Annotated in this window: 19 protein-coding genes; 12 read left to right on the top strand and 7 right to left on the bottom strand. The window is 73.5% G+C overall.

The genetic code is table 11. The annotated features are described in order from the left end of the window. Nucleotides 1-122 precede the first annotated feature (122 nt). The 6 genes from WMF33_RS50030 to WMF33_RS50005 all read left to right on the top strand — a co-directional run bounded on the left by WMF33_RS50030 (nt 123) and on the right by WMF33_RS50005 (nt 9,352). Entirely contained in the window at nt 123-1,586 is a 1,464-nt protein-coding gene (locus tag WMF33_RS50030) for a serine/threonine-protein kinase (protein ID WP_437335189.1), read from the top strand. A 141-nt stretch (nt 1,587-1,727) separates the two neighbouring features. Beyond that, nucleotides 1,728-4,121, top strand: coding sequence for a hypothetical protein (locus tag WMF33_RS50025; RefSeq protein WP_437335188.1), 2,394 nt, complete (start codon nt 1,728-1,730; stop codon nt 4,119-4,121). 230 nt (nt 4,122-4,351) lie between these two features. Next, entirely contained in the window at nt 4,352-6,436 is a 2,085-nt protein-coding gene (locus tag WMF33_RS50020) for a serine/threonine-protein kinase (protein WP_437335187.1), read from the top strand. 159 nt (nt 6,437-6,595) lie between these two features. Further along, nucleotides 6,596-7,699: a serine/threonine-protein kinase gene (locus WMF33_RS50015; protein ID WP_437335186.1), complete on the top strand. Its 1,104-nt coding sequence runs from the start codon at nt 6,596-6,598 to the stop codon at nt 7,697-7,699. A 7-nt stretch (nt 7,700-7,706) separates the two neighbouring features. Further along, nucleotides 7,707-8,345: a hypothetical protein gene (locus WMF33_RS50010; RefSeq protein WP_437335185.1), complete on the top strand. Its 639-nt coding sequence runs from the start codon at nt 7,707-7,709 to the stop codon at nt 8,343-8,345. A gap of 8 nt (nt 8,346-8,353) precedes the next feature. Next, nucleotides 8,354-9,352: an MBL fold metallo-hydrolase gene (locus WMF33_RS50005; RefSeq protein WP_437335184.1), complete on the top strand. Its 999-nt coding sequence runs from the start codon at nt 8,354-8,356 to the stop codon at nt 9,350-9,352. 43 nt (nt 9,353-9,395) lie between these two features. Here the strand turns inward: WMF33_RS50005 and WMF33_RS50000 are convergent, their stop codons facing one another. Both WMF33_RS50000 and mobA read right to left on the bottom strand, forming a co-directional pair. Further along, nucleotides 9,396-10,256: a Uma2 family endonuclease gene (locus WMF33_RS50000; protein WP_437335183.1), complete on the bottom strand. Its 861-nt coding sequence runs from the start codon at nt 10,254-10,256 to the stop codon at nt 9,396-9,398. A gap of 45 nt (nt 10,257-10,301) precedes the next feature. Next, nucleotides 10,302-11,018 (bottom strand): molybdenum cofactor guanylyltransferase, encoded by a 717-nt coding sequence (mobA, locus tag WMF33_RS49995; protein WP_437335182.1) that lies wholly within the window; start codon nt 11,016-11,018, stop codon nt 10,302-10,304. Nucleotides 11,019-11,227: 209 nt separating this feature from the next. On the opposite strand from mobA, the gene WMF33_RS49990 reads away from it, so the two are divergent. After that, nucleotides 11,228-12,475: a CapA family protein gene (locus WMF33_RS49990; RefSeq protein ID WP_437335181.1), complete on the top strand. Its 1,248-nt coding sequence runs from the start codon at nt 11,228-11,230 to the stop codon at nt 12,473-12,475. Between the two features lie 77 nt (nt 12,476-12,552). On the opposite strand, the gene WMF33_RS49985 is transcribed toward WMF33_RS49990, so the two are convergent. Further along, entirely contained in the window at nt 12,553-13,044 is a 492-nt protein-coding gene (locus WMF33_RS49985) for an N-acetyltransferase family protein (protein ID WP_437335180.1), read from the bottom strand. 107 nt (nt 13,045-13,151) lie between these two features. Further along, entirely contained in the window at nt 13,152-14,117 is a 966-nt protein-coding gene (locus WMF33_RS49980; RefSeq protein ID WP_437335179.1) for an NAD(P)-dependent alcohol dehydrogenase, read from the bottom strand. A 133-nt stretch (nt 14,118-14,250) separates the two neighbouring features. Between WMF33_RS49980 and WMF33_RS49975 the strand changes: the two genes are divergently transcribed. The 5 genes from WMF33_RS49975 to WMF33_RS49955 all read left to right on the top strand — a co-directional run bounded on the left by WMF33_RS49975 (nt 14,251) and on the right by WMF33_RS49955 (nt 19,180). Continuing rightward, a complete protein-coding gene (locus tag WMF33_RS49975; RefSeq protein ID WP_437335178.1) occupies nt 14,251-15,810 on the top strand; it encodes an MYXO-CTERM sorting domain-containing protein in 1,560 nt (519 codons plus the stop codon). 110 nt (nt 15,811-15,920) lie between these two features. Beyond that, nucleotides 15,921-16,610, top strand: a complete 690-nt coding sequence (locus WMF33_RS49970) for a helix-turn-helix domain-containing protein (protein ID WP_437335177.1) — start codon at nt 15,921-15,923, stop codon at nt 16,608-16,610. 120 nt (nt 16,611-16,730) lie between these two features. Continuing rightward, entirely contained in the window at nt 16,731-17,891 is a 1,161-nt protein-coding gene (locus WMF33_RS49965) for an epoxide hydrolase family protein (RefSeq protein ID WP_437335176.1), read from the top strand. Nucleotides 17,892-18,077: 186 nt separating this feature from the next. Then, nucleotides 18,078-18,698 carry a TetR/AcrR family transcriptional regulator gene (locus WMF33_RS49960; protein WP_061624763.1) on the top strand — a complete coding sequence of 207 codons (621 nt, stop codon included), beginning with the start codon at nt 18,078-18,080 and terminating at the stop codon, nt 18,696-18,698. Then, complete coding sequence (locus WMF33_RS49955; protein WP_437335175.1) at nt 18,695-19,180, top strand: SRPBCC family protein; 486 nt, start codon at nt 18,695-18,697, stop codon at nt 19,178-19,180. Before WMF33_RS49960 ends, WMF33_RS49955 begins: the two co-directional genes overlap by 4 nt. A 15-nt stretch (nt 19,181-19,195) precedes the next feature. On the opposite strand, the gene WMF33_RS49950 is transcribed toward WMF33_RS49955, so the two are convergent. The 3 genes from WMF33_RS49950 to WMF33_RS49940 form a co-directional block, all read right to left on the bottom strand. Beyond that, the gene (locus tag WMF33_RS49950; RefSeq protein WP_437335174.1) at nt 19,196-20,038 is read right to left on the bottom strand and encodes a hypothetical protein; all 843 of its coding nucleotides are present in this window, start codon (nt 20,036-20,038) and stop codon (nt 19,196-19,198) included. Nucleotides 20,039-20,103: 65 nt separating this feature from the next. Then, complete coding sequence (locus tag WMF33_RS49945; RefSeq protein ID WP_437335173.1) at nt 20,104-21,951, bottom strand: vWA domain-containing protein; 1,848 nt, start codon at nt 21,949-21,951, stop codon at nt 20,104-20,106. 241 nt (nt 21,952-22,192) lie between these two features. Further along, nucleotides 22,193-23,890 carry a serine/threonine-protein kinase gene (locus WMF33_RS49940; RefSeq protein WP_437335172.1) on the bottom strand — a complete coding sequence of 566 codons (1,698 nt, stop codon included), beginning with the start codon at nt 23,888-23,890 and terminating at the stop codon, nt 22,193-22,195. Nucleotides 23,891-24,011 lie beyond the last annotated feature (121 nt).

Genomic DNA, 24,011 nt, shown 5'->3' with positions numbered 1-24,011 from the left:
GCTGCGCCCCTCTCGAACAAGCCCGCTGCGTCTCTCGCGTATTTGTCCGACGTGAGCGGCGTTATCGCGTCCGAGGCGCGCGGCGCCGGCCGCACGGGCGGCGCGTGGTATCCTGTCTCCGCGTGACCAACAACCTGGTCCCGGGCGCCCTGGTGGCGAGTCGCTATCGGGTCGATCGCCAGCTGGCCGAGGGAGGCATGGGGGTCATCTGGGCCGCCACCCACCTCGCGAGCGGCGAGCGTGTCGCGTTGAAGCTGCTGCGTCCCGGCGCGACGGAGGACGCCTCGACCCGCCGGCGCCTGCTCCGGGAAGCGCGCGTGGCCGCCGCGGTCGATCACCCGAGCGTGCCGTCCATCCACGACGTGCTGGAGCTCGACAACGGGACCCCGCTCCTCGTGATGGACCTGCTCGAGGGGGAGTCGCTCCGCGACAGGCTCGTGCGCGAGTCGCAGATCCCCCTCCCCGAGCTGTCGCGCATCCTGCTGCCGGTCATCTCGGCGGTCGGCGCCGCGCACGCCCTGGGCATCGTCCACCGCGATCTCAAGCCCGACAACATCTTCCTGCTCGCCCCCGACGTGGCCGCGCCGCCGGGCGCGCCCGAGGCCGACCCCGGCGCCGGCGCCGCCGACGAGAGCTGCAATGTCGCGCCGGCGCCCTGCGTCCCGGACGACGCGGGCGCTCGGGTCAGGGTGCTCGATTTCGGCATCGCCAAGCTCACGACGGCGCACGGCGTGACCGGCTGGACCTCGGGGCGCACCGGGACCGGCGAGATGCTCGGAACCCCGTATTACATGTCGCCCGAGCAGATCCTCGGCGAGCACGACGTCGATCACCGCGCCGACCTCTGGTCGCTCGGCGTCATCCTCTACGAGTGCCTCACCTCGGTCCGGCCCACCGAGGCCGAGAACATGGGCAAGGTGCTGAAGCGGATCCTGACCGGCGCGATCCGGCCGATCGGGGAGATCGCGCCCGCGCTGCCCGCCGACGTCGCGGCGATGATCGATCGCATGCTGCGCCCGGACCGCGCGCAGCGCCCCGCGGATCTCCGCGAGGTCGGCGCGCTGCTCGCGCGCTACGCGGGCGTCGCGCTCCGCCCCTTCGGCCCTCCCGCGGCGCCGAGGGAGCCCGAGGGCGACGCGCTCGCCCCGAGCGCCCGCAACAGCGACGCGCTCTCGGCCGGCGCCGCCGAGCTGGACGGGGAGGCGTCGACCGCGACGCTGCGCGCGGGCAGCCTCCTGCCGGCGCCGCCGTCGAGCGCTCCGATGTCCGCGCGCCGCGCCGCGGCGGTCGCCCTGGAGGCGCACGGCGGCGCGCCGCCCGCGGCCGGCGACGCCGCCCTCGCCGGCGCGAGCGCGGCCGCCTCGCCGGCGAGGGCGCGCGCCGCGAAGAGCGCGGGGCTCAAGCTGCTCGCCGCCGGCGTGCTCATCGCCGCAGGAGCAGGCCTGTCGCTGCTGCGCTGTTCGACCTCCCGGGCCGAGGAGGCGCCGCGCCTCGTCGCGCCGGCCGCGGGCGCGCCGCGCGACACGGACGCGCCGCCGCGCGCCGAGGTGCGCAAGCCAACTACGGATCAGCCGGAGATGCCTTGAAGGGAACACCCGAAGTTCGGACGTACGGCTCGTCCTGACTGCTGTCGTGACGCGTTGAGACGGCGTTCGGGCAGGGTCGGATTCCTGTTGCGCCGCGCTCCTGAACAGGGTGACGCTCTCTCACCTTCTTAGGAGAGAGGCATGCCTACCGAAGTCATCGTCCGGATCCGTTCCCCCCGCGGGATCGTCGACCTGCCTGGCACGGTGGACGCCGTCGGACCGGCCGCGTCGTCCGCGTTCGAAGAGCGCAAATCCACGCCGGGCATTCACCTGCTGGCGGCGGCGACGAGCGACAGCGACTATGCCATCTCGCTCCAGCCGCCGGTGCCCGCCGAAAGCCTCACGGCCCTGCGGGAGCGCGAGGGCGATGCGGTGCTCGTGATCTTCCCGGGGCGCACGCCGGTGCGCCGGCGGCTTCAGGCCGTGTCGGTCTCGACGGTCGAGGTCGTCCCGGATCCGGGCGTGGCGTCGCAGGCGGCCCCGCTCGATCTGACCGCCGGGCGCGAGGGCGCCGCGCCGCTCTGGCTCCTGCCCGTCGGGGTGTTCAGCACGAGCCCGGCCCTCGGCCTCGACGGGGCCGCCGCCCGGGACGCCCTCGTCACCGCCGCCCGGTGGATCTCGTCGCGGCGGACGAGCACCTTCACCCAGCTCTTCCCGCCGAGCGCGTTCCATCCGGAGGAGCCGGTGCGCAAGGAGCGGCTCTCGGCGGGCCGGGGCATGGCGCTGCTCGATCAGGCGCGGGCGGCGATCGAGGTGGCGGCCGTGGGCGGCGAGGAGGCGAAGCGCGATCCGGTCGGGGCCGCGACCCTCCGCTCGGCGGCGGCGACCGTGCTGTCGCACCTCATCGCGACGTCGCTGGACGACCGCGGCTTCGCGCCGGTCGCCGAGCGCGCCGCCGAGGAGATCTTCGCGCTGATCGAGAAGGAGGCGGGCGACGAGACGGCCCGGCCGGCGCTGCGCGCCCACGCGATTCACCTGCTCCAGCTGCGCGCCCCGGCGCTCACGGGGGCCCAGCAGGAGCGCGCGCGGGGGCTCGTCCGCGGGCTGCTCCGCGAGGCGCCGCCCTACGACGAGCTCACGGGCCCGTGGAGCTTCGCCATCTGCAGCGCCTCGGAGTTCCACGAGGGCGAGTGCCGCATCCTCGTGTCGAAATACGGCTTCAAGCAGATCCCGCTCCCGCCCGAGGCGCCCCCGTCGCCGAGCGGCTGGAGCCCTTACCGCGCCTTCGAGGCCCCCTTCAAGACGCCCGCCGGCGAGCCCATCCGCGTCTTTGCCCGCACGGCCATGCCGCGCGACGAGAACCTCGAGATGGGGATGGAGTTCTTCATCGGGCTGCTCATCAACCGGCACGCCCAGCTCGGCGCCTTCGATCTCCGCGCGGCCGCGGTGAAGGTGCGGCAGGAGGGCTACAAGCTGATGATGAACTCGCAATGCGCGGGGCTCACCACGCGCTTTGCCATCTCCCAGATGTTCCCCGACGCGGACATCTATTCATCGTGGGACTCGACGTATTTCCGGGTCGGGTCGGACGGGGCGGTCAGCTCCTCCGAGGGGCTCGATTGCTTCGTCGCCGCGCTGCGCGGGATGAGCGAGCGCGCGTCGCACGCCGAGCTCGACGCGCGCATCCGGCAGGCGCAGTGGCACCACCCGCAGGCGCAGGTCCCCGGGTTCTCGCAGTTCGTCGGGCCCTCGCACCCGCTCGTCGTCGCCCGCTACTCCGACGTGAACCGCGACGGGCGCGCCGATTATTACGACGGCTTCCTCGACTTCCAGCTCACCGAGATCGCCGAGGACATCGGTGCGTCGATGACGCCGCGCGACCCGGGGGTGAGCGCGTCGCAGATCAGCGGAGACGCCGCGGCGGGCCTCAACTGGGCGGCGGGCAGCATCAACCGCGTGGCGCAGTACTCGGACATCTGGGCCGGGCTCGCGGGCCACAGCGAGCTCTATTATGTCTTCCAGTCCGGCGGCTTTTACAGCCACCGCGAGCCGCCGCACGACGTGCCCACCGGCAAGGCCGCGCAGCAGGATCTCGGGCGCCTCCCGGCGGTCACCCGCTATCAGGAGACCAAGGACGCGCTCGGCGGCCTCTCGGTCGAGGTCATGTTCCACAGCCACCTGAGCCACGCGGCCCAGGAGCTGAAGCGCCTGCTCTGCGCGGCCGACGCGATGCGCCGCGCCTTCGATCTCGGCTACCTCTCGGGCGGAGAGGCGCTGTCGACGCCGCGGGGCCAGCGCTGCGCCATGCTCCTCACGATGGCCGGACTCCTGGAGTTCCCCGCGGATCAGAACTTCATCGACGGCCTGTGGTCGATGGCGCTCAAGGCGCTGCGGCTCCCGGAGGTCTCCCGCAGCACGGTGCGCGCCTGCATCACCGACGAGGATCACGAGATGTCGAACTACTACGGTTCGCGGCGCGGGCTGGGCCAGCTCCTGGCGGCGCTCGAGAAGAGCGATCCGGTGACGTTCGAGCAGCTCGGCACGGACGATCCGCTCGTCGGCCGCCTCGCCGAGCTCGACCTCGGCGCGGCCTGACGCCGGCGCGCGCGCTCGTTGGTCGCTGGACGGGGCGGCGAGCGCGCTCCACGCGGCCAGCGCCGGCGGTTTCGGTCAGGGACGGCCCAGGCGACCCGCACGCGACGATTGCGCCATCGTTGGAGCCATCGCGGCGCGCTCGGCGCGCCAAGCGCGCTCGCGAGCGCGCGGCGGCCACGCGCCGGCGCGATGCTTGAGGCGCTCAGTCCATCGTCGTACAATCGATGGCAATGAGGTCGTTGCAGGCCATCGCTCGGATCGGGCTGAAGCCAGGGGACGATCCGGGGCTGCGCCAGCACAAGGTGATTCTCACGGTCACGGCCGCGCTCAAGGCGGGCGCGTGCCCCGTCTGGGCGATCGCCTATGCGGCGAGCGGGGATGTCCGCTCGGCGGCGATCCCGCTCGGCTACGTGGTTTGCACGGTCCTCAGCCTGGTGCATTTCGCCCGGACCAAGGCGTTCTCGGGCTTTCGCTTCCGCCAGGCGCTGCTCATCTTCGTGCTGCCGTTCCTCATGCACGCGAGCCGGGGCGGGTTCGTCGCCTCGAGCGGCGTCGTCCTGTGGGCGCTCCTCGCGCCGCTGACGTTCTTGCTGTTTCACGGGTCGCGCGCGTCCATCCCGTGGTTCACCGCCTACGCGCTCCTCGTGGTGCTCGCCGGCGCCGTGGATCCGCTGCTCGCGGCGCACGCGCCGCCCACGCCCCCGGCCCTCATCGCCTGCTTCTTCGCGATGAACATCCTCACGGTGTCGGCCATCGCCTACGCCGCGGTGCAGTACTTCGCGCGCCAGCTCGCGGAGGAGCAGGACAAGCTCGCGGAGCTCGTCGCCTCCTCGGCGCAGGCGCTCGACGACGTGGCGACGTGGTCGTCCGCCGCCGCGGCGCAGGTCGCGCAGGCCATCGGGGCGCGCGAGGTCGCGGTGTGGAAGGCCGAGGAGCAGCGGATGGTCAGCCTCACCGAGACCGCCACCGAGGCCCCGCCGGCCGAGGCGCTCCGGCGCGCCGCGCTCGCGAGGCGCTTGCTCCCGAGGTCGTCGGACGTCGTGGTCCCCGTCGTCGGCCTGTCGGGCGACGTCCACGGCGCCCTGGTCGTCGTCGGGAGCAGGGCCGCGTGGAGCGACACGACGAGGCGCCTCGTCGACTCGTTCGCTCATCACCTCGGCAGCGCGCTCGAGCTGTCGCGCCTGCGCAAGGAGCTCGCCAGCGCGGCGGAGCGACGGAGGGCGACCCTCGAGGACATGGTGGGCCGCGGGATCGACGTCCTGCACATGTGCCCGAGCTGCCACCGCTGCTACGACCAGAACGCGCAGCAGTGCAGCGACGACGGCGCCCCGCTGAGCATGCCGCGGCCGTTCCCTTACCGCATCGCGGGGCGATATCGCCTGACCCGGGTCGTCGCGGAAGGCGGCATGGGCCGCGTGTTCCAGGCCCACGACGAGCGGCTCGGGCGCAAGGTCGCCATCAAGGCCATCCGGACAGAGCACTTCCACAACGACGACGTGCGCGCGCGCTTCGAGCGGGAGGCGCGCCTCGTCGCGCGCATCCAGCACCCGTCGGTCGTCGAGGTGTACGACTCGGGCGAGCTCGAGGACGGCTCGCGCTACATCGTGATGGAGTGGCTGGACGGCTGCAATCTGGCGCACGCCATGCGGCACAACGGGCCTGGGACGCCGCCTCAGGTCGCGCTCCTGCTGCGCGAGGGGGCGTCGGCGCTCGCGGCCGCGCACGCGGCGGGGCTCGTGCACCGCGACGTGAAGCCGGAGAACATCCACCTGGTGCCATCGACGTCTCCGGGCGGCTTCCGCGTGAAGATCCTCGATTTCGGCATCGCCAAGGAGATGTCCGCCGACGCCTTCGCGACGTCGACGGGCATGTTCCTGGGGACGCCGCTCTACATGGCGCCCGAGCAGGCGAGCGGCAGGCCGGTGGACGCGCGCTGCGATATCTACTCCTTCGCGTCTGTCGCCTATCAGGCGCTCACCGGGCGGCGCGTCGCCGGCGGAGAGGAGATCTCCACGGTCCTGTCGAGCCTCTCGCGCGACGTCCCGCCGCCGGTCTCGTCGCTCCTCCCGGGGACGCCGCCGGAGGTCGACGACGCGTTCGCCAGGGCGCTCGCGCTCTCGCCCGCCGAGCGCCCGGACAGCGTCGAGGCGTGGGTGAGCTCGTTCGTCGATCGGCTCGACGGGCTGCCCCGGCGCTGCCGGGGCTGGCGCATCTCGGGCGTCACGCACGATCTGGACGACTTCGGCTGCGTCGACACGGTCCGGATCAACGAGCCCGCGGCGAAGCTCCCGTCGGCGGCGCCGCGCGCGTCGTAGCGCGCGGGAACGCGCCGTAACGCGCCGTAACGCGCCGTAACGCGCCGTAACGCGCCGTAACGCGCCGTAACGCGCCGTAACGCACGATGGCCCCGCGGCGCGGGAGGAGGGGCCTTGCAAAGAGGGCCGCGGTGGGGCTATGCCCGGAACGGGACCTCCATGCTGTGCCCTCGCTGCCACCGGCGGTACGCGGACGACCACCGCTTCTGCCCGCACGACGGGGAGAGGCTGGTCCAGAGCCTCGACATCCGGCGGATCCGGGCGAAGCCCACCGAGCACGTGGGCACCGTCGTCGCCGATCGGTACCGGGTGCGGGGGCTGATCGGCAGCGGCGGCATGGCGCAGGTGTTCCTGGCCGAGGACACGCAGGGCGGCGCGCCGGTCGCGCTGAAGCTCCTGGAGCCGAGGTTCCGCCGCGAGCCCAAGGTGAAGGCGCGGTTCCTCCTCGAGGCCAAGGCCGCGGCCACGGTGGCGCACCCGAACATCGTCGAGGTCCTCGACATCGGCCTTCACGAGGGGTCTCCGTACCTCGTGATGGAGTTCCTCTTCGGAGAGTCGCTGAGCTCGATGCTCGTGCGCGAGAAGCGGCTGTCGCCGGAGGCCGGCCTCCCCATCCTCCTGCAGGCCGCCGCGGGCCTCGGCGCGGCGCACCGCGCGGGGATCGTCCACCGCGACGTGAAGCCTGCCAACGTGTTCCTCGTGGGCGAGAAGGGCGACGCCTGGGCGGCCAAGGTCGTCGACTTCGGGTTCGCCAAGCTGTACGAGCACTCGGGGCTCACCCAGGCCGGGGTGACCGTCGGCACCCTGGAGTACATGGCGCCGGAACAGACGATCAGCGACCCGCCCGACGCGCGCACGGACATCTACGGCTTTGGCGTGCTCATGTACCGGATGTTCTCCGGCCGGCTCCCCTTCAGCGTCACGCGGGGCTCCTCCCCGGCGCTCTCGCCGGCCATGGAGGAGGCCATGGTGCTGGCCAATCAGCTCATGACGCCGCCCCCGCCGCCCAACCTGGGCGCGAGCCCGGCGGCGAGGTCGCTCGAGGCGGTGATCCTGAAATGCCTGCGCAAGCGGCCGGAGAACCGGTATGCCTCGATGGAGGCGCTCGTCGAGGATCTCGGCCGGCTCGGCCGGCCGGGCGCGCTCGCGGCGGACGCGCCGATCGCCTCGCCCGACGTGTACGCCGCGCAGACGCCGTATGGAGAGCACGCGGCGCGGTTCCTGTACAAGCAGCTCGGCGGGGTGTACGGCGCAGCGCCGTAGCCGCGACATGCCCCGAGCGCGCCGCTCCGCACGACGCCGCGCCCCCGCGCTGGCCGCCTGCGCCGCCCTCCTTGGCGGGCCGCTCGCCGCGGGCGCGGCGCCGGAAGGCCCGCGCCAGGCCGCCGTCGCCGCGGCGCCGGAGGGCCCGCGCGAGGCCGCCGCCACGGAGCCCGATATCCGCCTCACCCTGCCGTGGCTCCTCGTCCAGCTCGTGCCAAGCCCCGAGCTGTGGATCGGCTCGGGCGAGGCGCATTTCGGGGTCCGCTGGCAGGTGACCCCGCTTCTTTACTCGTTCGGGATGAACCGCAAGCTCTCGCCGTGGCGCGCGTTCGTCGTGGAGCCGCTCACGCGCCACGCCGGCTCGCTCGAGCTCTTCGGCTCTCCCGAGTACATCGCCCGTCCGGGCGCGTTCGGAGAGCGCTGGATCTTCCGGGGCGGCGTCCGCGCCTATTTCCCGCTCCTCCACCGGGGGGATTACCTGTCCTGCTCGCTCGGCGGCTCGGCGATCTACGCGCGCGAGCGGCTGGGCGCCTCGTACGAGGCGGGGATCTATACCCTCTTCGGCGCCCTGGGCGCCCAGGTGACAACCACGCCGACAGCCGCCTTGCGATCGACCACGATCACGCTCAGCATCCGTTATTTCTGACGCCGCGCATGGCTCCGCGCCCCTCCTCGACGCCTGCTCGCCTGCTCGCCGCGGCGCTCCTCGCGCTCGCGGGCCTCTCGTGCGTGCCCGCGCGCATCCTCGCGGGCAACATGGGGGTCCTGTTCGACAGCCCGCGGCCCGTGCCGGACAAGGTGCGCGCGCCATACCGCCCCGAGGCGCGGCTCGCCGTCCTCTGGGTCGGCCACGCGACCGCGCTCGTCCAGATCGACGACAAGCTCATCCTGACCGACCCTGTCTTCACGGACACCGTGGGGCTGATCGTGAAACGGCTCGTCGAGCCGGGGCTCGATCCGGAGGACCTGCCGCCCGTCGACGTCGTCCTCATCTCGCACATGCACTTCGACCACCTCTCGCTGGGATCGCTGTCCCAGATCGAGCCGAAGGTGCGGACGCTGCTCGTGCCCCGGGGCGGGCTCGTCTACGTGCCCGATTACCGCTTCGATTCGGTCGAGGTCCCGACCTGGACGACATGGCGGCAGGGCGATCTGAAGATCACCGCGGTCCCGGTGCGGCACTCCGGTTATCGCTACGGGCTCGACCGGGACTGGATGACCGAGAGCTTCACGGGCTATGTCGTCGAGTACCACGGGATCACGGTCTATTTCGGCGGCGATACCGCCTATGATCGCGATCTCTTCGTCGACACGCGCGCGCGGTTCCCCGCCATCGATCTGGCCCTCATCCCGATCGCGCCGGTGGGGCCGCGCGATTTCATGGAGCCCAAGCACGTCGACCCGGCGGAGGCGGTCCAGGCCTTTTTCGACCTCGGGGCGCGGCGGATGATGGCCATCCATTTCGACACCTTCATCAACAGCACCGACACGTTCGGCCAGGCGCCCCGCGAGCTCCGGCGCGTCATGGCGGCGCGCGGGCTCGGGCCGGATCGGGTGATCCTGCCCAGGCACGGCGAGCAGCGGGTCCTGATCGCGAGGGGCGATCCCGGCGGCGCGGCGGGGGCGAGCGCCGCGGCGCCGCAGCGGAGATAGCCGGCTCAGCGGCGCCCGCGGCGCCCGGGCGGAGGCGCGCGCGTCACGACCCGCGCCGCTTCAGACGCTCGATCTCGGCCAGCGCCTCGGCGAGGCGATGCTCGAGCTCCTTGCGCAGGCGCGCCTCCTCCTTGCGCCTCCGCGCCTCCTCCTTGCGCCTCCGCGCCTCCGCCGCCGCGCGTTCCTCGGCCGCGCGAGCGCGCACCTCCAGGCTGTCGAGCATGCCCTCGAGCGTGCTGATCATCTCATCCGCCTCGAGCAGCGCCGAGCTACCGTGGAAGAAGCGGAGGCGCTCGTCCTCGATCGCCAGGTCGAGCCCGAGCACCTGGGAGATGTACCGGCCGCCCTGCGGGATGATCGGCTCGTACCGGCGCGGCCCCGCGCCGGACCGCGCGCTCCCCAGGGGCAAGCGGAACCCCGAGAGCTGGAGCCGGGGCCGATCGAAGACGTAGTACTCCGGGATGCCGAGGCGCGCGTACCGCTCGACGTTCTCGGCCAGATCCTTGCGGCGGCGGCCGGAGACGAGGACCTCCAGCGCGAAGTCGAGCCCGCGGCCCTCCACGCCGACGATCCACTTCTCGCGCCGGTGCGCGGGCACGTCGAGCACCGCCATCACGTCCGGCGCGAACATCCGCTCGCCGGGGTAATACACGGGGAGCTCGCACGCGAGGTACACGCGGCGCCCGATCCGGGCGAAATAACTGCCGAGCGCGGAGCGGGCGCCGATCTTCGCGTTGAAGTGTTCGTCGCCCTCCGGCGGCGTCGCCTCGGAGACGGGGAACTCGGAGGGGAGGCTCGCGATCACGCGCGCACGGCCGGCCGGGCTGAGCCGCGCCCAGACCTCCTCGGTGGGCGCGCGCGGGTCGTCGGGATCGACGCGGTACACGAGAGCTGGCTGGCGCATCCCCGCAAGAATAGCCGGCGCCGGGGGTTCATCCCAGGCCGGGGCTCACGGGCGGCCGGCGCCCTGCCCCGCAGCTTCCGCCGCGCCGGAGAGCTCGCGCAGGGCCGCCGCGTACTCCTCGGGTGTGTTCACGTTGCGCAGCGAGCGCAGCTCCGGATCGGCGGCGCGGAGCGCGGGATCCTCGAGCAGCAGCTCCGGCCCGGCGACCAGCGTGCGCGCCCGCGCGAGCAGGGCGGTCAGCCGCAGCTGGTCCTCCGCGAGCAGGGCCGCCGCCTCGGCGCGCACCGCGCAGGCGTACACCGCGGCGAGCGGGTGATGGCGCCCGTCCGCCTGCGGCATGGCGATGGCATGGCCGCCCGCCTGGAGCTCCGCGAGGCGCCGCACGAAGGCGGGGTGCAGGAAGGGCGCGTCGGTCGAGGTGACCACCGCCCGCTCGGCGAGCGGCGCGACCGCGTCGAGCCCGGCCGCGACGCCCTGCATCGGCCCGCGGCCCTCCACCGGATCGCGCACGAGCAGCACCCCGTCCGGCAGCGGCGGCAGCGCCTGCCCCGGCGCCGCGACCACCGCGATGGGCCAGGCCGCCTCGCCGAGGCGCCGCACGACCCGCTGGAGGAGCGCCTCGCCCCCGAACGGCAGCCACGCCTTGGGGCGCCCCATCCGGCGGCTCTGCCCGCCGCACAGCACCACGCCCGCCAGCCCGGCCACGCGGCCCGCCGCGCCGGGCTCGGCGCCCTGCGCCACGAGGAGCTGCTCCCGCTGCATGGTCACCTCGGCCGCAGCATGGCGCGCCCGCGGGCGCCGGCCACCGGGATCGCCGCGGCGCGCGCGACGGCGGCGACCGCGATAGCGACCCGATGGCTGCGCCTGGGTTTCGCCGGGCTGGGCATCCCCTGCCCGGGGAGGTCCGCGCGCCCGGATTGTTGGGCGCGGGCGCGCGCCCGTGGATAATGCGCGCCGAGAAGCCGCTCGAGATGCGCTCCGCCCCTTTCTTCCTCGCGATGTGCGCCGCGGCCGCGCACATCGGCTGCGAGCGGCCCGCGAACGTGGGCGCCGGTCTCGCCCCGCCGCCCGCCGTCGCGGCGGTCGCGCCCCGCGACGCCGCGGCGCCTCGCGATACGCCCGCCGCCTCGGCCGCGCCGGCCGCCGCCGCGCCGGCCGCCTCCGCCGCGCCGGCCGACGCGATCACGCTCGTCGCGGGCGGCGACGTCTGCCTCGGCAAGGCGCTCGGCCAGGAGCTGCTCCGCAATCCGGCGCACGATCCCTTCGCCCCCGTCGCGGCGCTGTTCGCCTCCGCCGACGTGCGCTTCGTCAACCTCGAGAACCAGCTCAGCGACCAGGGCGGGGAGACCCAGCACCGGCTCCAGCCGCTCGTGTTCACGGGCCCGCCGGCCGGCGCGGACGCGCTCGCGCGCGCCGGCATCAGCGTGGTGTCGCTCGCGAACAACCACATGTGGGATTACGGCAAGAAGGCGTTCCTCGAGACGCTCGACCACCTGGAGCGCGCGGGCGTCGCCTACGTGGGCGCCGGCCGGACGCGGCAGAGGGCCTACGCGCCGGTCGTCATCGAGCGCCGCGGCTTCCGCGTCGCGGTGCTCGCCGTGACCGGCATCTGGAACCAGGGCTCGCTCTGGGAGCACCCGGCGCGGGCGTTCGTCGCGGCCGCGGAGCGGGACGGGCTCGCCGCGGCGGTGCGCGCCGCGCGCAAGCAGCCCGGCGTGGACGCCGTCGTGGTGAGCTACCACGGCGGCACCGAGTACCTGGACACCCCGCTGCCCCCGGCGCGCGCGCTCGCGGCCGCCGCCATCGACGCCGGCGCCGACGCCTTCCTCGGCCATCACCCGCACGTGCTCCAGGGCATCGAGCTCCGCCGCGGCCGGCCCATCTTCTACAGCCTCGGCAACTTCATCATGAAGGTGAAGCGGACCGGCCCCGCGGTCGAGCTCGGCATGCTCGCGCGCCTGCGCCTGCGGCGCGGCGCGCCGCCGCTCGCCGAGATCTGCCCGGTGCGCAGCGAGGGCCTCGGGACGGTCCCGCTCGCGGCAGACCCGCGGCGCGCCGAGACGGAGGCGGCGTTCGCCGAGCGGATGCGCCGCGTCTCGGCGTTCGTCAAGGGTGAGCCGGCGATCGGCCCCTTCGACGAAGGCGGCTGCGCGCGGCTCGAGCCCGCCGCGGAGACCGCCCCCGCCTCGCCGCCGAAGGTCGCCGGGCCGATCCGCTGAGCGACGCCCTCACGGTTGGCCGGCCCGCGCGCGCGGCGATCGCGGTCCGGTCGCGCAGCGGACGGGGTGCGGCCAGCTCAGAGCTTGCGGCACATCCACACGCTGGAGATCTCGACGTCGAACCCCGCCTTCCGGTACGCGCGTCGCGCCGGGGCGTGGCTCGGGTCGCCGCCGGTGCCGACGGTGGCGACCCGCATCCCTGCCTGCTTCATGCGCGCCACCGCGAAATCGTACATCGCCGTGCCGATGCCCTTGCCGGCCTGCGCGGGGTCGACGGCGTTGAGGCCGATCTCGCCGACGAGCGTCTCCGGATTGAGCTGGACCGCCACGAAGCCGGCGACCTCGTCGCCCGATTGCGCCACGTACACCTCCCAGCCCGAGCCGGCCGCCATCAGCGACGTCAGCAGCCCTTCCTGCGCTTCGTCTGTCCGCCGCTGCGCCAGCTCGTAGATCTCGTCGCCGAGGATCGCGCGGAACGACGCGAACACGGGCGCAAAGGCGGCCCGACGGATGGCCTGGAGGCGGGCCGCGTCCTCGGGGCGGGCATGGCGGAAGTGGAGCTCAGGCATTGGACGTTCTCCGGTACGGCGCCCTGTCCAAGCATGGCGGCCGTGAAGCTTCAACCTGCACGCGACCATGCCACGCGGAGCGGGCGCGGCCCGTGCGCACAGGCACCTTACTCCGCGAGCTTCAGCACGACGCTGCCCGTCTTCTGTCCAGACGCGGCGTAGGCGTAGGCCTCCTGGACCGCATCCAGGGAGACGGTTCGGTCGATGACGGGCCGGAAATGCCCCTCCGTAACGAGCCGGCCCATCACCTCGAGAAACACCTTTCGGTCGATGGGTATCGGGAACACGACCCGCTGTCGGCCGAGCGCGGGCGTGAGGAGCGCCAGGAATGGATTCTGCCAGCCAGGTCCGGGCTCCGAGGAGACGTACACGCCCCGGGGCGTCAACAGGCGCTTGCAGGCGCCGAACGTGCTCTTTCCGACCGCGTCGAACACGTAGTCATAGACCTGGTCGTCCCGGGTGAAGTCTTCTTGTTCGTAGTCGATGACCCGGGCCGCCCCGAGCGACCTCAACAGCTCCAGGTTCTTGGTGTTCCCCACCGCGGTCACGGACGCGCCCAGGTGAACGCAGATCTGCAGAAGCGCGGATCCGATCGCCCCGGTGGCCCCGTTGATCAGCACGCGGCTATCCTTCTCGAGGGCCGCTCGCTGGGTAATGCTGTAAGCATACCAGGCGCCCTCGATGGAGGCTGCGGCCTCTTCGAAGCTCAGTCCGCTGGGCATGCGCGCGACCGAGTCGTCTGCGGAGATGACGAGGTACTCTGCATGAGACCCGGCCCCGAGATCGTTGATCCCCCAGACGTCGTCGCCGACCGCAAAGCCGCGCACGCGCGAGCCGATCGCCTCCACCCGCCCCGCGAAGTCGGTGCCGAGCGCCTTGTTCCTGGGCCTGCGAAGGCCGGTCATGAACCGCAGGATGAACGGGCTGGCCGAGAGCAAGGCACAGTCGGTGCGGCTCACCGTCGCCGCGTGGACCCGAACCACCATCTCGCCATCGGCCGGCGTGGGCACTGCCACGTCTTCGATCCGAATGACGGAAGGCGTGCCGTACCGTTCCCGTCGGGCGGCTCTCATGGTTCAGCCATACCGGGAATGGCTGAACATGTCCATGTCGTCGGGACCATTCGGCCTGGCCATCTCCGCCGGGAGATGGGGATCACCCATCTTTTGCTGGAGGCGACGAGCGCACCGGCGCATTCTGGCAGCCATGACGCTACGCCGCGCGCCCATCGCTCCGCTCGCCCTGCTCACCTCCCTCCTCCTCGCCGCCCCCGCCGCGGCGGCCGTCGTGCCGGTCGGCACCACCGACGAGCTCGTCGCCGCGATCGGCGCAGCCAAGGCCGGCGACGAGATCGTCCTCGCATCGGGCACCTACGCCTTCGACGGCGTCTCCTGCGCGGCCGCAGGCACCGAGGCCGCGCCGATCGTCGTGCGCGCCGCCGAGCCGCTCGGCGCGATCGTCGAGCTGTCGGGCCTCGAAGGCTTCAAGGTCAGCGGCCCGAACTGGCACTTCGAGGACCTCGACATCCGCGGCGTCTGCGCCGACGACTCGGACTGCGAGCATGCCTTCCACGTCGTCGGCGCCGCGAGCCGCTTCGCCCTCCGCCGCTCGAAGGTGCGGGACTTCAACGCCCAGCTCAAGATCAACGCCGCGCAGGTGGGCGGCGTCTGGACGGCCCCCGACGACGGGCTGATCGAGCGATCGGAGCTGTTCGACACCCACCCGCGCCGGACCAGCAATCCCGTCACCAAGATCAACATCGACGGCGGCAAGCGCTGGCGCGTGCGCGACAGCTACCTGCACGACTTCCAGAAAGACGGCGGCGACGCTGTCAGCTACGCCGCGTTCATGAAGAGCGGCGGCTCGGACGGGCTCTTCGAGCGCAACCTCGTCGTCTGTACCACCGCCGGCTCGCCGGACGGTGTGCGCATCGGGCTGTCGTTCGGCGGCGGCGGCACGGGCGCGCAGTACTGCGCCCCGGCCTACGACCCCAACGTGCCCTGCGAGGTCGAGCACACCGGCGGCACCATGCGGAACAACATCATCGCGAGCTGCTCGGACGTCGGGATCTATTTGAACCGCGCGACGGACACGCGGCTTCATTTCAATACGCTGATCGCGACGAGCGGGATCGACTTCCGCTTCGCGACGACCAGCGGCGTCGCGCGCGGCAACGTGCTCACGGGCAAGATCCGCGACCGCGACGGGGGCACGCATCAGGAGAGTGACAACCTGGCCGAGGTAGGGCTCGCGACGTTTCAAACGTGGTATGAAAATCCAGGTCTCGGCGACCTGCACCTCAAAGGGGATGTGGCGTCGCTCGTCGGCAAAGCGCCCGCCGAGGCCGCGGTGACCGACGACTACTGCGCGCGCGGGCGGCCGGGCAGCGGGGGCTTCACGCTCGGCGCGCTCGAACATTCGCTCGGCGACTGCGCGACGGTGCCACCGCCGGGGCCCTCCGGCGAAGGGGGCGCGGGCGGCGGCACCACCGGCTCGGGCGGGATGGGCAGCGGCACCGGAGCCGCGGGTGGGATGGGGAGCGGCACCGGAGCCGCGGGCGGGGGTGAGGCGGGCGGCACAGGCGGCGCAGGCGGCGGCACCGGCGCCGCCGGCGGGGGTGACGACGCCTCCAGCGACGGCGAGGGCTGCGGCTGCCGCGTCGCGGGCGTCGGCGGGGATGACACCCTTGGCCTCCTGACGGCGGTCCTCGCCGCGTTCGCCCTCCGGCGACGACAGGCATCCTCGTCGCGGAGCGACGCCAGGTAGGTGGCGTTACAGCTGGGGTCGGGCCGAGCCGTCCGCCCGCGCCCGGCGTGGGAATTCCCCTTGCGGCGCGGGCCGGCCATACTGCGCAGCATGACGAAGGGAAGCTGCCCATGAGGACCACGCGATCCATCCGCGGCAGCGACCATGCGCTGGTGCAGCGGATCACGCGCGTCGCCTATGGCGACGACACGCAGGACCAGTCCCTGCCCGACGGCTGCTGGGACCTGGTGTTCATGAAGCGCCGCGGCCGGCTGCAGGTGCTGCATACCGGGCTAATCACGCACCCGGTGACGCTGGGCTACGAGATCGGCGACGAATACCTGAGCATCGCCTTCCGGCCAGGCGTGTTCATGCCGGGGGTGCCGGCGATGGGCATGCTGGACCAGGGCGTGCTGCGCCCGCTTCCGAACCCGCGCTCGTTCCTGCTGGGGCCGCGAGCCTTCGAGGTGCCCGACTTCGAGAACGCCGACGATCTCGTGGCACGCCTCATCAGGGCCGGCCTGCTGGTGGCGGACCCGGTGGTGTTCCGCGTGCTGCGAGGCGATCCCGCCGGCACCAGCCTGCGCTCGGTGCAGCGCCGGTTCCTGAGCGCCACCGGCCTCACGGCGAAGCAGCTGTCGCAGATCCACCGTGCGCAGGCGGCGCTGCAGCAGCTGATGCATGGCGATGCGCCGGCCGACGTGGCCGCCGCCTGCGGCTACGCCGACCAGGCGCACCTGGGCAATTCGCTGAAGCGGATCATGGGCAGGACGCCCGGCGAGGTGGCGCGGGCCGCGGCCCGGCCCGGGCCCAGGCGCTGAGGGCCGAGACGGTCCGTCGCGGCCTGCGCCTGTCGTATTCTTCCAAGACCGGGCCCACCCCGGTGGATACGGTGGCTCCGCCGGCTCGCACCGGCGAGCTCGACCAACCCGAGGGCCCCCATGCACCGCGACGCCGAGATCCACCCCTTCCGCATCGACATTCCGCAAGCCGACATCGACGACCTGCGCGAACGCCTGGCGCGCACGCGCTGGCCGGCGCAGCTGCCGGGCGGCGACTGGGTGAGGGGCGTGCCGGTGGCCTACCTGCAGCGGCTGGCCGCGCACTGGCAGCACCAGTACGACTGGCGACGCTGCGAGGCCCACCTGAACAGCCGCCCGCAGTTCACCACCCGGATCGATGGCCAGACGATCCACTTCGTGCACCTGCGCTCGCCCGAGCCGGACGCGCAGCCCCTGCTCTTGCTGCACGGCTGGCCCGGAAGCTTTGCCGAGTTCGACCGCGTGGTGGACGCGCTGTCCGATCCGCGCCGCCACGGCGGCGACCCCTCGCGGGCCTTCCACCTGGTGATCCCGTCGATCCCGGGTCACGGGTTCTCGATGCCGCTGGCCGACGCCGGCTGGAACCACGGCCGCTGCGCCCGTGCGTTGGCGGCGCTGATGCAGCGCCTGGGCTACACGCGCTACGGCGTGCAAGGCGGCGACGTGGGCGCGTTCATCGCGGTGGAGCTGGGGCGCGTCGACAGCGAGCATGTCAGCGGCCTGCACTGCAATGCGCTGGTGACGTTTCCCTCCGGCGACCCCGCCGAGCTGGAAGGCCTGACGGCGTCGGAGCAGCAGCGCCTGGAGCGGCTGCAGAGCTTCCGCGACCGGATGATGGGCTTCGCGCACATCCAGGGCACGCGGCCGCAGACGCTCAGCTACGGGCTGCACGATTCGCCGGTGGGCCAGCTGGCCTGGATCGTCGAGAAGTTCAAGGAATGGACCGATCCCGCGGCCGCGCTGCCGGAGGATGCGGTGGGCCTGGACGCGCTGCTGGACAACGTGAGCCTGTATTGGTTCACCGGCACCAGCGGCACCTCGGCCAACCTGTACTATGAAGCCTTCAACGACCCGTCCGCCTGGGCGCCCAAGCCGCGCGGCACCGTGCCCATGGCCGTGGCCGTGTCGCTGACGCAGGACGTGGCGGTGCGCCGGCTGGCCGAGCGCGATCACCACATCGTGCGCTGGACCGAGCTGGAGCGCGGCGGGCATTTCCTGGCGACGGAGACGCCCATGGCCCTGACCGTCGATGTGCGGGAGTTCTTCGGTTCGCTGTCCTAGGGCCGGTGGCGGAGACGGCGCAGCAAGTCCAGAGGCCTGGAATGGCCCGACGACGCCGCGCATGACATGTCATGCGACTACCGCCCTGCGCCCGCCCGCAAAAGCACGCCAAAGCGTCGGTCGCACCGTGACGCTGGCGCGCCCGTCTTGCTTGACACAGTGTAAACTATGCCCCAAGTTGACACCGTGTCAAGCAAGGACGGGGAGACCCGCGCCGTGATCCTCGAGGCCGCGCGCCGGCTGGTGACCGAGCCGGGGCGCCGCGGCGTCTCGATGGCGGAGATCGCGTCGGCGGCCGGGGTGTCGCGCCAAGCGGTCTATCTGCACTTCGAGACCAGGACCCAGCTCTTGGTCGCGCTGGTGCGTCACGTCGACGAGGTGCATGGGTTCGCCGACCTGGTCCGAAAGTGCGAGCGCCTCCCCGACGCGCGCGCGATCCTCTCCGAGTTCATCGGTGCGTGGGCGGGCTACGTCGCCCACATCACCGACGTGGCGCGGGCCATGCAGGCGGCGCGGGCCACGGACGAGGACGCGGAGCTCGCGTGGCGCGACCGCATGCGCGGTTTCACGGGCGTCTGCGCGGGCTTCGTGGCGCGGCTTCAGGCCGAAGGCGCGCTGGCCGACGAATGGTCGGCGTCGGATGCGGCGGACTTCTTGGCCACCCTCCTGTCGATCGGGAACTGGCAGGAGCTCATCGAGGAGCGGAGTTGGTCCCGGCCGCGCTACGTCCGAGCGATGCGTCGGAGCGTGGAGCAGAGCCTGCTCAGGCCGATGGAGATCAAGACGGCACCGAGGAGGCGCTCGTGAGCGGCGCGCAGCCGGAGCTCTTGGCGCAGGGTTCGGTGGAGATCGGCCGGCCCCTGCACGAAACGTTCGCGTACGTGTCCAACCTGGAGAACTTCCCGGCTTGGTTCCCGGGCGTCGCAGCCATGCGCGAGCTCGACACGCTGGAGCACGGGCAGGTCGGCAAGCGCTACCGGGAGACCGTGCGCATGCCCTTCGGGCGCACCGGCACGATCGACATCGAGGTGAAGGAGGCGCGCATCGGGGAGCGTCTGCTGACCGAAGGCGAGGGCTTCCTCTTGCCCCGCATGAGCGTGGGCTTCGCGGCGCTCTCTGATGGCTCGACGCGCGTCGAGTGGCGCATGGTCAGCCGCAATCAGCGGTGGTGGTTTCGCTGGCTCGTGGTCCCGCTCCTGCGCCCCGTGATGCGCGGCCGAGCGCGCGACGGACTGCGTAAGCTGCGCGAGAACCTGGAGCGCGAGCCGTCGGCCAGCTCACCTGGATGAGCCCCCCGGCGCGCCTCACGCCCGCCCCCGCCGCGCGCCCCCCACCTCGTCGACCGCCTCGAGCGCGCTCTCGATCTCGCGGACCATCTCGTCCGCCGCCTGCTGCTCCCGGTCGGCGCGCGCCTCCACGGCCGACGCGTCGAGGCGCATCTCCACCCGCCGCAGCACCTCCGCGACCCGCTGGCCCTCGGCCGAGGCGGCGTCCACGCGCCGCCGCTTCAGCGCGCCCAGCGCGGCGTCCACGGCGGGCAGGAGCGGCGCGGCCACGACCGGATCGGCCGCCTTCAGCTTGGCCCGCGTGCGGTTCGCGAGCCCGATCAGCTGGCCGAGCGGCGAGCGGGCACGCCGGCGCTGCACCGCCCACCCGACCGCGGCGAGCGCGCCAAGACCGAGCAGCACGGCCGCGCCCTGCACATAAGGAACGGCCGCGGGCGCGACGGGCGGGATCACGGCGTCCGGCACCTCGACGGTGATGCCCCCCTGCAGGCAGCTGGTCAGCTCCTGCGCCGTCTGGAGCCGCGCGCGCGCGAGCGGCAGGAGCCGGAGCGGCAGGCACGGGGCCTCGAAGCCCGCGAGCGCGCACGCGGGCGCCGGGTCGCCGGTCGCGATGGCGTGGACCTCGTGGGTCACCGGGTCGCGGCTCGTCACGTGGAAGCCGCCCTGCGCGAAATCGACGAGCCCGCCGCTGTCCACCGAGGCGCCGCCGGGCGCCCCCGCGGGCCACGTCGTCGTCGCCGCGTCGACGACCGACGCGTCGGTCGAGCACACGAGCTTGCCGCGAAGGACGATCTCGCCGCCAGGCGGCACGTCGACGTGCTGCGCCGCGCGATCGCGCCGGAGAGGGAAGGTCTGCGTCATGTCCGCGCCTCGGAGGTGCCGGCGGCTCGCCGCGCTCGGGGCATCATGGCCATGGTCATGCGCCCTCAGCGGAGGTGCGACCGCGAGGCGGTCTCGAGGAGCATCGCGAGCACGAGCGGGTCGCCCAGGCCGTCCGCGGCGCCCGCGTGGCCGCGGAGGCGCGCGAGGCGGTCCGCGTCCTTCAGGAACAGCGGCTCGCCGAGCGCGCCGGCCGCGGCGCGCAGGATGCCCTCCCGCTCGGAGAGCAGCGCGACGGCGCGGGCGCGATCGCCGAGCGCGATCTGCCGTGCGGCCTCGGCCAGCGTCTCGCCCGCGGCGAAGCCCTGGATCGTCTTGCCGACCGACAGGTCGACGCTCGCGGCGCTGTCGGCGTCGCCGGTCGCGTACGCGACCTTGAGCGGCGCCTCGTCGACGACGTTCTTCTTCGTCACCCGGTCCTTGTACTTGAGCTCGATGGACGCGACGGTCCGCGCCTCCGCGCCGGCGGGGAGGCCGAGCTTGAAGAGCAGCGCGTGGCCGTCGTCGCGCGAGAACGCCGGGATGAAGAACCGCATCCCGCCCTCGGCGTCGTCCTCGCGGTCCCTCGCGATGCGATCGCGCCGCGCCGCCTGCGCGTCCGCCGCCACCTCGATCGCCCGCACGCGCGCCGCCTCGGCGTCGCTCAGCCGGCGCGAGCCGTAGACCTGGAGCAGCTTCACGTCCGGCTTCAGCCGCACCCGGAGCTCGACCGCGGTCGCCACCGGATCGAGCCGCTTGTCGAGCTCCGTCGCGAGCGCCGGGGCGATCTGGTCCGGATCGCGCAGGTAGTAGTACCCGCCGGCCCCGTCGCTCGCGATGCCGCTCATCAGCGCGCCGTCGTAGTCGGCGCCGAGCCCGAACGTGCTCGTCTGGACGCCGGCCTGGAAGGCGTCGAGCGCGAGCCTCGAGAGCCGCTCCGAGCTCATGATCCCGGCGTTCGCGCGCCCGTCGGAGAGCAGCAGCACGACCCGCACGGCGCCGTCGGGGATGCCCGGCTGGGCGGCCTGCGCGTAGCCGAGCTCCAGGCCGCGGCCGATGTTGGTGCCGCCGCCCTCGGCGATGCCCGCGATCGCGGCCTTGATCGCCGCTCGCCGGGGCCCGACGGGGCCGTCGGGGATCCTCACCGCGGCGTCGCTCGAGAAGGTGACCAGCGAGAAGTCGTCGCTCGCGTCGAGCCTGTCGACGAGCGCCTGCGCCGCGTCGCGCGCCCGCGCCATCGGCTCGCCGCTCATCGAGCCGCTCACGTCGAGCACGAGGTGCACCGACAGGTGCGGCCGCGCCGCGGGCGCCTGCGCCGTGGAGCGGAGCGCGACGCGCACGTGCACCGGACCGCCGCCCGGCGGGACCTTCGCCCGCTCGAGATCGGTGCGCAGGGCGAGGGTCACGCCCTTCGGGACGTCGATCGCGGGCGCGTACCGGGCGCCGACGTCGCTCACGAGCTCGCGCTCGCCGGCCGGGACGATGCCGCGCGCGACGGCCGACTCGAACGCCGCGAGGTGGCCGCCGCCGGGGCGGTACGTGGTGGCGAAGCGGCCGTTCGGGTCGAGGGCCGCCTCGGGGGCCGCGCCGCGGGCCGCGCCCTCGACCGCCGCGGCGACGGGGGGCGCGGCGGCGGGCGCCGGCAGGCCGCCGGTGCCCGCGCGCCCCTTCCGGACCCCCGCGCCGTCCCCGGGCGCGGCGGTCGCCAGCGCCGCCTCGCGCTTGGCCCCGACCGCCGGCGCCCCGAGCGACACGTCCGCGATCTCCCCCGACGCCGACGCCGGAGACACCGTCGATGACGCCGTCGACTCGGATACCCCCCTGTTGCTGCACGCGAGCCCTCCCGACGAGAGCCCCAGCAGCAGCGCGCCGCCGAGGAGCGCGCGCCTTGCCCACACCATCCCGAGTTCGCCCATGCTCTTCTCCCTCCCCGCGGACCGAGCGGGTGCTCGGTCAGACGGGCCAGCGCCGCATCCGTTGTGTCACGCCGCTCTCCGCGGCGCCGGCGCGGGGGCGGCGAGGAGCTCCGGGGCAGACAACGCCGAGCGAACGAGGTTCGCCCGATCGCGCAGGCGCCCGCCGCGGCGACGCGCGCCGCCGCCGGTCTGGGGCGCCGCAGGGCCGCAGGCACGCGGCCCGGCCGGACGAGGGCGGTGGCTACTCGATGAAGCGCGGGGGCATGAGCGGGTCGTGCGCGAGCGGGGCGGCGGGCGCGGCGCTCGGCGCGCCCGCCGGCGCGGCGCCCGCACCCCTGGAGGGCGCGGCGCTCGACGCGTCGGCGGGGGCGGCGGCAGGGACCGCGCTCGGCGCCGCGGGCCGGGGCCGCGTCTCCAGAGCGCGCTTCCGGGGCAGCGGCAGCTGCAGCTTCGGGGGGAGCGAGCCCGCCTCGGTGATGGCGACCTCGCGCTCGATCTCGGAGCTGCCCTTGAAGACGCGCACCTTGTGGCTGCTCCCGAGCGCGCCCGTGAGCTCGACGGTGCCGTCCTTCAGGGGCGCGGGCACCCCGTCGACCTCGACCGAGGCGTCCGCGGGGACGATCGCCAGCTCGACCCGGTGCTGGACGGGCGCCTGCACGGCCGCCGGGGGCGCCGCCCGCTGGACGGTGGGGAACGCCCTCGAGAGCCCGCGGGAGACGAGGTGCATGCCGGTCATCGCCGCGCCCGTCGGGGCGCGCGCGCGGTGCGTCACGCCCCAGCCGAGGCCCGCCACGAGCAACGCGGCGAGGGCCACGTGCGCCTTGCTCCGGGGGCGCTGCGGCGCCCGCGCCTCCTCGCTCACCCGCGGCGTCTCGTCCGCCTCGAGCGCGGGCACCGTCGCGCAGTCGGTCGACTGGTCGTGCCAGCGCTTCGCGGCGCTCCCCGCCGCCGCGCCCGCGACGCTGCCCCGGCGGTGCACGCGCGGGCTCGCCCGGACCTCGAGCCTCGGCGCCGCGGTCTGGCGCTCCGACGGCGAGAGCGGCACCAGCATGCCCTCGTCGAGCGAGAGCGGGTCGTTCCCGAGGAGCGGCCTGATCGCGTCGAGCATCACCGAGGCGTACGGGTACCGGGCGACGGGCTGGTACTGGAGCGCGCCGTCGACGACCGCGGCGATCTCGGGCGCGACCCACGGCGCGAAGTCCTGGACCGGCGCCGGGAGGTCGGCGACCAGGGTGGCGATGAGATCGCCGAAGGCCTCGACGTCCTCGGTCGGCGTGCGCCCCGCGAGCGCGTGGTAAAGGACGATCCCGAGCGCCCAGATGTCGGTCCGGTGATCGATGTCCTTGATGCCCCGCGCCTGCTCCGGGGACATGTAGCGGGGCGTCCCGAGCATGCTCCCGGACCGGGTGAGCCCCGTCGTGTCCCGGCGCGGCTCGTGGGCCGGCTTGATCTTGGCGATGCCGAAATCGAGCAGCTTCACGATGAGCCCGGCGCCTCCCTCGCGCTGGGCGAGGAACAGGTTGGCGGGCTTGATGTCGCGGTGCACCACGCCGGCCTCGTGCGCCTTCTGCAGGCCGACGCAGGCCTGCGCCACGATCCGGAGCGCGACCCGCGGGGGCAGCGGGCCGAGGCGCGAGAGGAGCTGCGCGAGATCTTCGCCGCGGAGCAGCTCCATCACCAGGAACGGCGAGCCCGTCTCGCGGTCCACGCCCGTGTCGAGCACGCGGACGATGTGCTCGGTCTGGATGGCGCTCGCGGCCCTCGCCTCGCGCTCGAACCGCTCCATCGCAGATCGGCTGTGGACGATCTCGCGGTTCATGACCTTCACGGCCACGCGGCGCCCCTGCTCCGCGTCGTCGGCCTCGTAGACAGCCCCCATCCCTCCTCGGCCGAGGAGGCGGACCAGGGTGTACCGTCCGCTCAAGGTCTTGCCGTCCACAAGAAAGCTTTACTCTAGAAGATGTAGGCGGGGCCTCAATCGCGATGCTACCTCGACCCGCGAGCCCAGGGCATCCGTGCTGCCACGCCGGATTGTTGCGCTCCCACAGGACGGGTCGGGC

The organism is Sorangium sp. So ce394, from assembly GCF_051474665.1.
GTDB lineage: Bacteria > Myxococcota_A > Polyangia > Polyangiales > Polyangiaceae > Sorangium > Sorangium cellulosum_D.
The sequence above is the reverse complement of the archived record's forward strand: the minus strand, read 5'-3'. Positions and strand labels throughout refer to the sequence as shown.